This is a genomic window from Sutcliffiella horikoshii (assembly GCF_019931755.1).
Taxonomy (GTDB): Bacteria; Bacillota; Bacilli; order Bacillales; family Bacillaceae_I; genus Sutcliffiella_A; species Sutcliffiella_A horikoshii_E.
Window position 1 is genome coordinate 1,336,666 of record NZ_CP082918.1, and the last position, 12,443, is coordinate 1,349,108.

General features: G+C 39.4%; 11 protein-coding genes. 7 read left to right on the plus strand and 4 right to left on the minus strand.

Annotated elements, in window-relative coordinates:
- Nucleotides 1–69 precede the first annotated feature (69 nt).
- The 6 genes from K7887_RS06845 (at nucleotide 70) to K7887_RS06870 (ending at nucleotide 5,152) form a co-directional block, all read left to right on the plus strand.
- The gene (locus K7887_RS06845) at nucleotides 70–645 is read left to right on the plus strand and encodes a GNAT family N-acetyltransferase (protein ID WP_223492798.1); all 576 of its coding nucleotides are present in this window, start codon (nucleotides 70–72) and stop codon (nucleotides 643–645) included.
- Between the two features lie 125 nt (nucleotides 646–770).
- On the plus strand, nucleotides 771–1,214 hold the full coding sequence (locus tag K7887_RS06850) for a MarR family winged helix-turn-helix transcriptional regulator (RefSeq protein WP_223492799.1): 444 nt from the start codon (nucleotides 771–773) through the stop codon (nucleotides 1,212–1,214).
- 163 nt (nucleotides 1,215–1,377) lie between these two features.
- Nucleotides 1,378–2,340 (plus strand): ABC transporter permease, encoded by a 963-nt coding sequence (locus K7887_RS06855; protein WP_223492800.1) that lies wholly within the window; start codon nucleotides 1,378–1,380, stop codon nucleotides 2,338–2,340.
- A complete protein-coding gene (locus tag K7887_RS06860; protein WP_223492801.1) occupies nucleotides 2,324–3,280 on the plus strand; it encodes an iron chelate uptake ABC transporter family permease subunit in 957 nt (318 codons plus the stop codon). The genes K7887_RS06855 and K7887_RS06860 overlap by 17 nt, the downstream gene beginning before the upstream one ends.
- Nucleotides 3,268–4,026, plus strand: a complete 759-nt coding sequence (locus K7887_RS06865; protein ID WP_223492802.1) for an iron ABC transporter ATP-binding protein — start codon at nucleotides 3,268–3,270, stop codon at nucleotides 4,024–4,026. Before K7887_RS06860 ends, K7887_RS06865 begins: the two co-directional genes overlap by 13 nt.
- 157 nt (nucleotides 4,027–4,183) lie before the next feature.
- Nucleotides 4,184–5,152, plus strand: coding sequence for a siderophore ABC transporter substrate-binding protein (locus K7887_RS06870; RefSeq protein WP_223492803.1), 969 nt, complete (start codon nucleotides 4,184–4,186; stop codon nucleotides 5,150–5,152).
- A 96-nt stretch (nucleotides 5,153–5,248) separates the two neighbouring features.
- Here K7887_RS06870 and K7887_RS06875 read toward each other — a convergent pair whose 3' ends face one another.
- The 3 genes from K7887_RS06875 to K7887_RS06885 are packed head-to-tail and all read right to left on the minus strand — an operon-like array spanning nucleotide 5,249 to nucleotide 10,303.
- Complete coding sequence (locus K7887_RS06875; protein ID WP_223492804.1) at nucleotides 5,249–5,980, minus strand: SGNH/GDSL hydrolase family protein; 732 nt, start codon at nucleotides 5,978–5,980, stop codon at nucleotides 5,249–5,251.
- 24 nt (nucleotides 5,981–6,004) lie between these two features.
- Nucleotides 6,005–9,073, minus strand: a complete 3,069-nt coding sequence (locus K7887_RS06880; RefSeq protein ID WP_223492805.1) for an efflux RND transporter permease subunit — start codon at nucleotides 9,071–9,073, stop codon at nucleotides 6,005–6,007.
- A 9-nt stretch (nucleotides 9,074–9,082) separates the two neighbouring features.
- A complete protein-coding gene (locus K7887_RS06885) occupies nucleotides 9,083–10,303 on the minus strand; it encodes an efflux RND transporter periplasmic adaptor subunit (RefSeq protein ID WP_223492806.1) in 1,221 nt (406 codons plus the stop codon).
- Between the two features lie 566 nt (nucleotides 10,304–10,869).
- Between K7887_RS06885 and spxA the strand changes: the two genes are divergently transcribed.
- Nucleotides 10,870–11,268 (plus strand): transcriptional regulator SpxA, encoded by a 399-nt coding sequence (gene spxA, locus K7887_RS06890; protein WP_010191975.1) that lies wholly within the window; start codon nucleotides 10,870–10,872, stop codon nucleotides 11,266–11,268.
- A 214-nt stretch (nucleotides 11,269–11,482) separates the two neighbouring features.
- Here the strand turns inward: spxA and K7887_RS06895 are convergent, their stop codons facing one another.
- Nucleotides 11,483–12,142 carry a TerC family protein gene (locus tag K7887_RS06895; protein ID WP_223492807.1) on the minus strand — a complete coding sequence of 220 codons (660 nt, stop codon included), beginning with the start codon at nucleotides 12,140–12,142 and terminating at the stop codon, nucleotides 11,483–11,485.
- Between the last annotated feature and the right edge of the window lie 301 nt (nucleotides 12,143–12,443).

The window sequence follows — 12,443 nt, forward strand, 5'->3', positions numbered from 1 at the left end:
GAGGTCTGTTCAAGTTTGTTATACTTAAGGTGTACATAGAGATATAAAGAAAGGGGAGTTTATTACAGAATGAATTGGTATGAGAAATTAAATCAGTATTTTCCAGTAGAAGAGATGAAATCAAGGGAGCATATGGAGCTTCTTTTAAAAGAAAGAGGGGACATTTATCACAAGGATGAAGGAGAGCATCATGTATTAATGTATGTGGAGCTTGATAACTTCATTTTCATCGACTACTTGTTTGTTTCAAAAGATGCAAGAGGGATGGGACTGGGACATAAGTTGCTAGACAAAATGAAGGAAAAAGGCAAGCCGATTATTTTAGAAGTAGAGCCAGTGGATTACGAAGACACTGATACAGAAAAACGACTTCGCTTTTATAAAAGAGAAGGGTTTGAACATGCGACATCCATAGGCTATAGACGTCGTTCTCTTGCCACAAATGAAGTGAATGCGATGGAGATCCTTTACTGGTCACCGACAGATGCAGGTGAAGAGGCGATCTACGAGGGAATGAAGGCTACATACGAGCAAATTCATACATATAAAGATAAAGAACTGTACGGTGAATCTTATGATAAAGTAGACAAAGTACTTACCTATGATGAAGACGATGATAATGAGGATATTTTATCTAAATTGTAAAAAAACGTTAGTTCATATGACGAGAAATAGAACCATTACCCACGGGTAGTGGTTTTTTAACAAGAAAATACTTGCATAAACAAGTATTTTTCGTTAAAATAAAATCGCTGAGAGGAGTTGAAAAGATGAAACCTGACAGTAACTACAAATTAGATGATTCAATAGGTTATAAACTTTTCCATGCATCAAGACTAATGAATAATCGCATTAACAAATATTTTAAAGAGAACGAATTTCCAGTCACCTATGAACAATGGCAAATACTGAGTAGATTGTATGAGAGGGACGGGCTAACGCAAAATCAAATTGCAGAACTAAATGAGAAAGATCAACCAAGCGTTTCGCGTTTAATAGTGAACATGGTAAATAGGGGATTGGTAACAAGGTCACAACACCCTTCTGATGCGAGGATTAATATTATTAATCTTACAGAACAGGCAAAAGAGTCGGAGGAGAAGCTTAAGACCATTGCAAATCAAACGATTCAAGACGCAACGAAAGGGATAGATCCTGAAGATGTGACAAAATGCCTTAGAATGCTGGATCAAATTAGAGCAAATCTTAAATAAAAAATGTTTGTTTAAGCAAGTAATAGGCTCAGGGTTATTAGTTGTTTAAACAAGTATTTTTACAAAAGATAAATTATAGGGAAAATACTGTTTGGCTTATTTTTTTTAACCGCTATTGAGAATGATTATCTATTTCAAATACAGTGTAAGGAAGGAAAACATAATGAAGAAAAGGTATCTATTCATCTTGCTAATTACATTATCTTTTATCTCTTTATTTGTTGGGGTAACGGAAATACAACCTTGGAAATTGTGGCAGGGAATAAGTGAACAGCAACTCCAGGTTCTCTTGCTTAGTAGAATCCCGAGACTGCTAAGCATTATTATCGCTGGTATTGGAATGAGTGTTTGTGGCCTGATTATGCAGCAGCTGACTAGGAATAAATTTGTCTCACCAACTACTGCTGGAACAATGGACTCTGCAAGACTCGGAGTGTTAGTATCCCTCTTGCTTTTTTCTTCTGCCGGAATGTTACTTAAAGCTTCCATTGCCTTTTTCTTTGCTTTGGCAGGGACGTTCATTTTCATGAAGATTTTAGACAGGATTAAATTCAAGGATCTCATTTTCATCCCGCTAGTGGGGCTGATGTTTGGAAGTATTATAGGGTCCATCACCACATTTTTTGCTTATAAATATGACCTTATTCAAAATATGTCGTCTTGGTTGCAGGGGAATTTCTCGCTAATTATTAAAGGAAGATACGAGCTGCTTTACATAAGTATTCCATTGCTTATCATTACATATCTTTATGCAAACAGATTTACCGTTGCAGGTATGGGAGAAGACTTCTCGATTAATCTAGGACTGCCGTATAAACAGGTAGTAAACATTGGACTTGTCATAGTGGCAGCTGTGACATCTATCGTCATCCTGACAGTAGGCATGATACCATTTCTTGGCCTGATTGTGCCAAATATTGTGAGTATTTTTCGGGGAGATCATCTGAAAGAGAATCTGCCATACACTGCGATGATTGGAGCAATTTTTGTCCTTGCATGCGATATTCTCGGTAGAATTATCATTTATCCTTACGAAATACCAATTGGTCTGACTGTCGGCGTAATAGGTAGTGCGTTATTTCTTTATCTTTTGTTTAGGAGAAGTATATATGAAGCTAAAACATAAGATTTATCTATTAATAGGTTTACTAGTAATCTCTGTTTCTCTTTTCTTATTTTATGATCTTGGTTCAAGTTGGGACTATGCACTACCAAGGAGGGCAACGAAAGTACTTGCTATCATACTTACTGGCGGTTCCATTGCTTTCTCTACCGTGATTTTTCAAACGATTACTAGTAATAGAATATTGACGCCTAGCATTATCGGATTGGATTCTCTTTATATGCTTGTCCAGACATTTATTATTTTCGCCTTTGGTTCTACAAGTTTTATAGCAGTTAACAAGGAAGTGAATTTCCTCCTTTCGGTATCATGCATGGTACTGTTTGCCATACTCCTTTACAAATTCCTATTTAAAGGAGAAGGGCGAAATATTTATTTCCTGCTTCTGGTTGGGATAGTATTTGGAACGCTGTTTGGCAGTCTATCTACGTTTATGCAGGTACTAATTGATCCGAATGAATTCATGCTTATCCAGGATAGGATGTTTGCAAGCTTCAATAACGTCAACACGGAGCTTTTGGTTGTTTCAATTATTCTTTTAATCGGCATCGGGGTTTATGTTTCTCGTTATTTGAAATATTTAGATGTACTGGCGCTTGGAAGGGAACAGGCTATTAATCTTGGAGTACCTTACAACTTCATTGTTCAAAGATTTTTGATTATTATTGCCATACTTGTTTCCATCGCGACTGCCTTGGTTGGTCCGATAACATTTTTAGGTTTGCTTGTTGCAAATATTGCCTATCAATTTATGAAAACTTACCGTCATACATACCTATTAACTGCCTCTATTCTGATTAGCATTGTGGCGCTTGTGGGGGGGCAGCTGATTGTAGAACGAGTATTCACATTCTCTACTACCCTAAGTGTAATCATTAATTTTACCGGCGGTGTCTATTTTATTTATCTGTTATTAAAGGAGAGTAAATCATGGTCGAAGTAAAGAACCTTACGAAAAGCTATGGAAACAAAAAAGTGGTGGATCAGGTAAGCACTATAGTGAAGAAGGGGAGCATCACTTCCTTTATAGGTCCTAATGGTGCAGGCAAAAGCACCTTGTTGTCCATGATGAGCAGATTAATAGAAATGGATTCCGGCGAAGTTTATATAGATGGAAACAATATTGTCAAACAAAAAAGCAACATCTTAGCGAAAAAGTTATCCATTTTGAAACAGTCCAATCATATGCCGATTCGCTTAACTATTAGGGAGCTTGTCAGTTTTGGAAGATTCCCTCATTCACAGGGTAATCTGTCTGCAGAAGATTGGAGAGAGGTAGATGCAGCACTTGCTTACATGCAACTGGAGGAAATGCAGCATAAGTTTCTGGACCAGTTAAGTGGAGGGCAAAAGCAGAGAGCATTCATTGCCATGGTTATTGCGCAGAACACAGAGTATATTCTGTTGGACGAGCCGTTAAATAATCTTGATATGAAACATTCGGTTCAAATAATGAAAGTACTGAGAAAGCTTGTTGATGAGACAGGTAAGACCGTTATTATCGTTATCCATGATATTAACTTCGCATCAGTGTATTCCGACTATATTGTGGCGCTGAAGAATGGAAAATTAGTAAAGCAAGGTAGGACAGAGGATATCATTAAAGAAGAGGTTTTAAAGGATATCTATGATATTGATATAAAAGTGAAAGAAATAGATGGAAAAAATATATGTATTTATTTTTCTTAAGGAGGAGAAGACGATGCTAACTTACAGGAATGCTATTCCTTGATGGACTTCTCAAGAACTGGCGCCACCCTTATGTGGAGAGAAAACAAAAGGGAGTTCAATAGAGAATAGAAACATCAATTTTAGCGTTATCCAAAAATTTCATGAGGTGAAGGAAATGAAGAAAAATCTATTCATATTATTTTTAGCTTTCTTATTATCGTTAGTTGCTGCCGCGTGCGGTACAAATAATAATGCAACAAGTGGAACCGAAACTGCTTCAGCAGAAGCGAAAACTACCGGGAATACAGATACGATGACTATTGAACATCAATTAGGAAAAACAGATATTACGAAATCTCCTGAAAACGTCATTGTATTCGACTTTGGAATATTAGATTCCCTGGACAAATTGGGAGTGAATGTTTTAGGAGTTCCTCAAGCCAACATACCTCCTTACTTATCAAAATATGAAGATGCAAAATATGAGAATGTAGGAAGTTTGAAGGAGCCGGATTTTGAGAAAATACATTCGCTTGACCCAGAGTTAATCATCATTTCCGGCAGACAAGCGGAAGCATATGAGGAGTTGTCCAAAATAGCTCCAACTATCTTCATGGGAGTAGACACAAATAACTACCTCCCATCTTACAAAGAAAATATGACATTACTTGGAGAGATTTTCAGTAAAGAGTCCGAGGTTAAAGATGAATTGGCTCAGGTGGAAGAATCCATTAAAGCATTAAAATCCAAAGCAAATGACTCCGGTAAGAACGCATTAATTATTCTTGCAAATGAAGGGAATATAAGTGCTTATGGTCCTGGTTCCCGTTTTGGTATCATTCATGATGAGTTCGGATTAACACCTGTGGATAATGGGATAGAAGTTTCAACGCATGGTCAGAATGTTTCTTTTGAATACATTCTTGAAAAGAACCCGGATTACTTATTTGTCATTGACAGAGGGGCTGCCGTGGAAGGAGAGTCAAGTGCCAAAGCATTATTAGATAACGATATTATCAAGCAGATAAATGCGAGTAAAGAAGGGAACATTGTGTATCTTGATCCTAACTACTGGTACTTGTCAGGTGGAGGACTTATATCCGTTTCGGAAATGGTCAAGGAAATCGAATCCAGCTTGGAATAAGTGGTGCAAAATATTGTATTGAGATGAATATAAGAGAAAAACAAACTCCACCCTAAACTAGAGGCAAGAAGCTACTAGTTTAGGGTGGAGTTTTATTTACTCTTGGCTGTTTTCGTATGCTTTTTTCATCAGCTGGGTAATCTCCGTGTACCCTCTATCATTCGGATGGATGTCTTCTTTTGCGATGTGCGTCCACTCCAATGCTTTCCCATCGAACGCTTCATACGGGTCAATAACCAGTGTGTTGGATTCATCTCCATACTCCTCAATAAAACCATTAAACAATGGGGCATATTTAGCGCCAAGGTCCGTCAGTTCATGACCTTCTGGGTAAGGATTATATAGTCCTAAAAGGATGATAGTAGCATCTGGATTTAGTTCACGCAGCAATTTGTAAGTTTCCTGATAGGTTCTTTTCAGAATTTCCATTCGCAGGTTGAGTGCTGTCTCATCCTCCCCCTCTGGTACAGAGCGGATGGTTTGTAAGAAGTCATTGCCCCCGATGGAAACAGAGATGACTCCGGCTGTCTTTAGACGGTTTTGCAAGGCCTCATCAGCATTCAACAATGCCAATAAGCCTGTGGAGGAAAGGCCGGGAATCCCATAGTTCTCCACCGTGACATTGTTTTTCTCACGTAAATACTTTGTGAATTGCGGAACAAAGCCGTGAATGCGTAAATAGTTTTCTTCAGACGATCCAAGACCTGCGGTTAATGAATCTCCAATGGCGATATAGGTAATTTCACCAGGAGATTCAGCAGTTGCGGGAGGATAGATAAGAAAACTTGAAACAAGCAGCATTGTAACCAAAATCCATTTTTTTAGCATGTTAATCATCCTCCCGCAAATTATTTAGGCATCCAGCTTTTCTAACTTTTTAAGCTTTCTTTTTTCCTTAAATTCATCAAATAGATAGTAAACAACCGGTATTAAAATCAGTGTAATAATGGTTGCAAAACTTAATCCGAATACGATAACAATTGCCATCGGCTGCTGAATTTCCATCCCTTCTCCAAAGCCCAGAGTTAACGGAATCAAACCAAGAATGGTGGTAAGGGCGGTCATGAAGATTGGTCGTAGACGAGTTGGTCCTGCTATAAGGATAGCTTCCCAAGTTGTTTTGCCATCGCGTTTCATCATATTTACATAGTCGACAAACACGATGGCGTTATTGACGACTATCCCGGTGAGAATCAGCATCCCTACGAGTGATCCAACACCAAGTGGTTGGCCGGTGACGAGGAGGCCGGTAATGATTCCGATAATCGTCAGCGGCACACTGAACATAATGATAAATGGATAGAAGTAAGATTCAAACTGTCCAGCCATGACCATATAGACAAGTACAACAGCAAGAGCCAAGGCACCACCTAGTTTGAAAAAGGCGTCATTCATCTGTTCATCCTGTCCGCCAATCGTTATTTTATATTGATTGTTTGGAATGTAGATGTTTTCTTTCAATGTTTGTTCGACATCATCAATGACGCTGCCAAGATCGCGGTTCACAATATCGGCATTAACCGTAATTTCTCGGTTTCTATTCGTCCGTGTAATCTGGCTTGGTCCTTGTCCTCTCTCAACAGTTGCGACTGCTTGGAGAGGAATGTTTTCACCAGTAGGGGTATTGATCAGCAACTTCTCCAGATCTTGAATAGAAGCGGTATACGTATCTTCAATGGTTAATCGGATATCAAGTTCAGCCCCGTCACGAGCCATTCTTGATGCGACAAGTCCTTTTGTGGCATTAGAAACGGCAGAAGCGATCTGTGCACTGCCAATTCCAAACTGGCTTGCTTTGACTCTGTCAATATCTACGACAATCTCTGGATTTCCTTCTGTATAGTTAGAAGAAGGCTCCCTGATCCCATCTATTTCAGAAAGAAGATCGACTGTCTCATCCGCCATTGATTTCAGCGTGGTCAAGTCAGGTCCTGTAATGCTTAAGGATACAGGATTTTGAGAAAAGCCGGAGTCTCCGGAAGAAAGAGAGATTTCTGCTCCAGGGATATTCTCAAGCTTTTGCCTGATTTCGTCTCCAACAAGTTTATCGGAGCGGCTCCGTTCTGTAACTGGTGTCAAAAGAATGCTGTAGTTTGCCCGGTTTGTCTGGGTACCAGCTGAAACAGAAAAGTTGTCTGTTCCCCCGACTGTCACAAATGCCAGGTCGATTTCATTAATATCAGACAACCTCGAATCAATTTCTTCCATCACATCATATGTAGCATCAAGTGAGCTCCCGTCAGGTAAGCGTACAGTCATGGAAATGAAACTTTGATCCTGCTGAGGCAAGAATTCTTTTCCGATAAAAGGGATACCAATTAACGAAATTAAAAACAAAATGACAATGGAGGTTACGGTCTTTTTCGGATTTCTCAATACTTTTTCCAAAATAGAACGATACCAATTGGTGAATCCCGTAAACCTCTCTTCGAAACGAGATGTGTTTGTATTTACTTTTAATAGTAGAGACGAGAATAATGGAACAATAATCAATGCTGTGAACAAAGAAGCTAGCAATGAGAATGAAACGACAAGGGCTAGTGGCTTAAATAATTGTGCAGCCAAACCGTCCACAAATACGATAGGTAAGAAAACAATTACGGTCGTTAAAGTGGAAGCAATGATGGCAGGGCCGACTTCGCTTGTTCCTTCAATTGCCGCATCTTTCATGGAATAACCTTTTTGTCGTAAACGATAGATATTTTCCAAAATGACAATGGCGTTATCGACCATCATCCCGATTCCTAGCGCAAGTCCCCCTAATGTCAGCAGGTTTAACGTTTGTCCGCTGAAGTACATAAAGATAAAGGTAGCTACAATGGAAACAGGGATAGAAAATAAAATGATAAGTGTACTGCGGATGTTTCGTAAAAAGAAGAACAGGACCAGTGCAGCCAACAAACTACCAGCAATCATGTTGGTGGTCACGGCGCGAATGGATTGTTCGATAAATTGACTTTGGTCAAATATCGGTTTTATTTCGACGCCTTCTGGCAAGTTGCTTCTTATTTCCTCTAGCTTCTTTTCAATATCATTTGCCACAGTCACTGTGTTGCTTCCGGACTGTTTTAAAATAGACATCCCGACAGCTGGTTCTCCATTCAGGTAACTTAGTTGGGTAGTCGGTTGAAGGGTTTCTTTTACTTCACCGAGCTGGTCAAGCTGAATGACACCTTTGGGAGTAGGAATCGGAAGCGTTTGTATGTCATAAATGGAGGCATATTCTCCGGTAATTCTTATGGGCAGGTTTTGATTTTGATCGGTCAGAGAACCACCAGGCAGGTTTAAGTTTTCGGCAGCGATAACTTGTTGTAATTGATCAATTGATACCTCAAAGGAAGATAGAGCGTTTGGATCCAACGTTATCCGTACTTCGTTTTCTGCTCCGCCTTCAACTGAAATGGACGCAATTCCATCCACACTGCTTAATTGGGGTTCAATATCTTGTTCAGCCAACTGCTTTGCTTTGGTCATCTCCCCTGATGGGTCTGTAATGGCAAGCTGTACAATTGGAAGATCACTTGGATTGAAGCGGAGAACCCTTGGCAAATTGGCACCTGAAGGAAGAAAATCTCGAACGGAATCAATCCGCTCCCTCATATCCAAGGAGGCGAAATCCATATTCGTCCCCCAGGTGAAGGACACGAGAACAAGCGAGCCTCCTGTTCGAGAAATGGAGGTAACTGATTCCACATTCGGCAACGTGCTCATTGCATCCTCAAGTGGGGAAGATATCAAGTTCTCTATTTCTTCAGGACCAGCGCCCTCATAGGTGGTGGTTACCGCTACAATCGGAAAAGTTAATTCAGGAAACAAGTCCACCGGCATACCGCGCATGCTGACGGCGCCAAGTATTAACATAAGTATAATCACCATTGACATCGCAATGGGACGTAATACAGAAAGCTTCGCAATTTTCATCTAATAGGTTCACTCACTTTGTTCAGTTATTTCTGCACCGTCTTTTAATCTTTCTTTTCCGTTTACGGCTACTTTCTGGCCTTTAGAAACTCCTTCAATAATCTGCATAAATTCATTGTCACGGAATCCGGTTTGAACATCTTGTCTTACCGCTTTATTCTCTTCAATGACATATACATATGGATTTTCCTCTTCATATAAAATGGCGTCCATAGGTACGACAGTTTGAGCTTCAAGGTTATCAACCGCTACAAATGCAGTAGCTCTCATTCCGCCTTTGATCGCTAATTCTGTATTGCTGACTGGAATGGTGACGGAAAACATATTTGTCTGCTGGTTGACTGTTGGAGAGACTGTCTCAATTTTGGATTCAAACGAATCTGCCAATCCCTCAAAGGAAATGGTCGCATCTTGCCCAGCTTTTAATTTACTTACTTGATAACTATTTACTTGGAAGGTTGCTGCTATATTGTCTAACTGTATAATCGTTCCAATTGGAACATTAGGAGAAGCAATGCCATCGTTGACTACATTTAATTCAGAAACTATTCCATCAATCGGGCTTGTAATCGAAGTGGCATCTGCCATTTGCTGTGCTTGCTTCAGACCTTGTCTAGCCTGATTTAGTTGAGCTTCCACTTCCATGGTGTTGAAGGTGGGCATTTGTTGGACTTGGCTGGCAGCAGTCGCAAGTTGTGCCTGTTTGACCATCACATCCACTGTGCTTTGAACCAAATCAAGCGAAGTAACAGCTCCTGTGTCAACGCCATCCAAAAGAGCCTGAGATTTTTCTAAACTTTGGTTTAATTCTTCCTGCAACTTGGGTATAGCAGAAATAGAGGCCTGACTTTCAGCTGCCTCTTGCATTTCTTTCATTTTTGAAAGGGCATTTTCTAGCTCTGTTACTGCACTCTGAGCTTGAGTAACTTGTTCGGTTGCAGCTTCAGAATCCAATGAAACAATTAAATCGCCCTTTTTTACTATATCTCCAATTTTCACATGAACAGATTCAACGGTAAGGGGGGAGGTAGTTAGGAGTGGTACTTGTGTTTCCGGTACAGCCAGTCCGACCAATTCGATCGTATTGCTGATGTTTTTTTCCGTAACTTCAGCGATCGTAACAGGAATTTTATTGGACTCTGTATTCTGGCTTGTAATCTCTTTTTGACTGCAAGCAGTTGAAATTAAGAGTACGAACATGGCAGGAAGCAGCCAATATTTTTTCAACATATATCACCTCATACTTATCTTGTCTAATTATAAAACTAACATGTATTACAAACCCTTACAAATCCTAACTATCAAAGGGCTATTGAAACAATAAAATTGTTACTACTTTGTGAACATATAAAAAAATAATGAGAACTAATTTCATTTATATGAAACCTTCAAGCACAACCAAACGTCTGAATAGATGTAAGCCAAGTAGTAAGTAAAATTATTTAAACTGATTATAAGATTTCCCCTTTAGATTGTAGTGCAAGGTGTGAGACTCCTGAGGGAGATAGCGGTAGCTTGAGACCCCACAGGCGAAGCCGAGGAGGCTCAAGCACCGCCCCTAGGAAAGCGAACACCTGGAACGGAAATCTAAAGGGCGTTAATGTAAAAAGAAAATTTGAACATGCTGTGACAACTTGTCCGACTTTTAAAATACTATACCTTTTCAGTCGGAAATCGTGTATAATAAACAATAGAGATTACTTCTTTAGAGTAATTTCAAATTGAGAGCGATTCACAATTAGAAACGTTCAGCATGTTCTTTCGAATAATACTAGATAAAAAGGAGAGGAAAGTTCATGGTAACCCTATATACATCTCCAAGTTGTACTTCTTGTCGTAAAGCAAAAAATTGGTTAGAAGAACATAACATTCCATATACAGAAAGAAATATTTTCTCTGAGTCCTTATCAATCGATGAGATCAAAGAGATTTTACGAATGACGGAAGACGGAACAGATGAGATCATCTCAACTAGATCTAAAATCTTCCAAAAACTGAATATAAATGTGGAAGCAATGCCACTTCAAGAATTATATTCCGTTATTAAAGAACACCCTGGTCTATTAAGAAGACCTATCATCATAGACGAAAAACGACTACAAGTAGGGTACAACGAAGATGAGATTCGTCGATTCTTACCAAGAAAAGTAAGAACCTTCCAATTAAGAGAAGCACAACGATTAGTTAACAGCTAATAAACAACAAAACTTCTACATGCCTCATCGCATGTAGAAGTTTTTTTATCCCTATATTCTCCTTATTGATTGAAGTGCAAGGTGTGAGACTCCAGCGGGGGAGTAACGGTTGGTTGAGACCCCACAGGCGAAGCCGAGGAGGCTCAAGCATCGTCCCGCGGAAAGCGAGCACCTGGAACGGAAATCAATAAGCGTAAAAGCAACAACCTTTTCATCAGATCTTTTGTAACTGTCTTTTATACAGTCCTGTAAAAACCAACATACCTAGTATTAGCACATATGGAAAATACGCCTGCCACTCACCGGCAGGAAGCATAACAGCGACCCTAGGTTCAAAAATAATCATCTTTCCGGCCGTATAGCACAATATGCTTGCTCCAAAATAGATAATTATAGGATATTTCTCCATTGCCACTAATATAATTTTACTCCCCCATATAATTATTGGTATGGAAAATACCAGGCCAATGATCACCAAATAAAAATTACCATGTGCAGCACCTGCTACAGCCATAACATTGTCTATTCCCATAACGATATCGGCAATCACAATTGTTTTAATAGCAGCACCAAGGGAGTGCTTGCCCTCAACAATTGTTTCGTTTCCTTGTTCGAGGATTAAATGTGCTGCTATGTAAACCAATAATACCCCTCCGATAAACTGAAGGAACGGAATAGCCAAGAGATAGACGGCACAGATGGTGAGTAAAATTCTGCATACAATTGCCAGAAGTGTACCGATTATGATTGCTTTGTTACGATGCCGCTCTGGAAGATTGCGACATGCCAGTGCTATCACAATGGCATTATCTCCACCGAGCACAATATCGATGCCAATGATGATTAGTATGGAAGTTATCAGTTCCAGCTCCACTTTATCGCCCCTTCTTGTCCCAGTCCTCTATAAATATAGTGGTCAAGAAGTGAGATTATGCCTGAAAAAATAGTTGCAAGAGCAAGTCTGGGTGTTTTTAAAAAGGTAGGATAGGCATTTTAACGATTTTTGAAAATGTGAGCATTTTTGTTTCCATTCTTCCTTTTTTTATCATAAAATAAAAGTACAAGTATCACTCTTGATAGTACAATGTTCTTTTTATATGCTGCGGTCATGGTCTAGCTTTGAAGGCTAGGTACTTGAGGTCACTACTCATCTCTAAACGGGGATGTAGAACAAT

What these genes read in the sequence shown, in the direction of transcription:
- K7887_RS06870 (WP_223492803.1), top strand. Translation starts at nt 4,184, where the DNA reads ATGAAGAAAAATCTATTCATATTATTTTTAGCTTTCTTATTATCGTTA.
- spxA (WP_010191975.1), top strand. Translation starts at nt 10,870, where the DNA reads ATGGTAACCCTATATACATCTCCAAGTTGTACTTCTTGTCGTAAAGCA.
- K7887_RS06865 (WP_223492802.1), top strand. Translation starts at nt 3,268, where the DNA reads ATGGTCGAAGTAAAGAACCTTACGAAAAGCTATGGAAACAAAAAAGTG.
- K7887_RS06855 (WP_223492800.1), top strand. Translation starts at nt 1,378, where the DNA reads ATGAAGAAAAGGTATCTATTCATCTTGCTAATTACATTATCTTTTATC.
- K7887_RS06880 (WP_223492805.1), bottom strand. Translation starts at nt 9,073, where the DNA reads ATGAAAATTGCGAAGCTTTCTGTATTACGTCCCATTGCGATGTCAATG.
- K7887_RS06885 (WP_223492806.1), bottom strand. Translation starts at nt 10,303, where the DNA reads ATGTTGAAAAAATATTGGCTGCTTCCTGCCATGTTCGTACTCTTAATT.
- K7887_RS06845 (WP_223492798.1), top strand. Translation starts at nt 70, where the DNA reads ATGAATTGGTATGAGAAATTAAATCAGTATTTTCCAGTAGAAGAGATG.
- K7887_RS06850 (WP_223492799.1), top strand. Translation starts at nt 771, where the DNA reads ATGAAACCTGACAGTAACTACAAATTAGATGATTCAATAGGTTATAAA.
- K7887_RS06860 (WP_223492801.1), top strand. Translation starts at nt 2,324, where the DNA reads ATGAAGCTAAAACATAAGATTTATCTATTAATAGGTTTACTAGTAATC.
- K7887_RS06875 (WP_223492804.1), bottom strand. Translation starts at nt 5,980, where the DNA reads ATGCTAAAAAAATGGATTTTGGTTACAATGCTGCTTGTTTCAAGTTTT.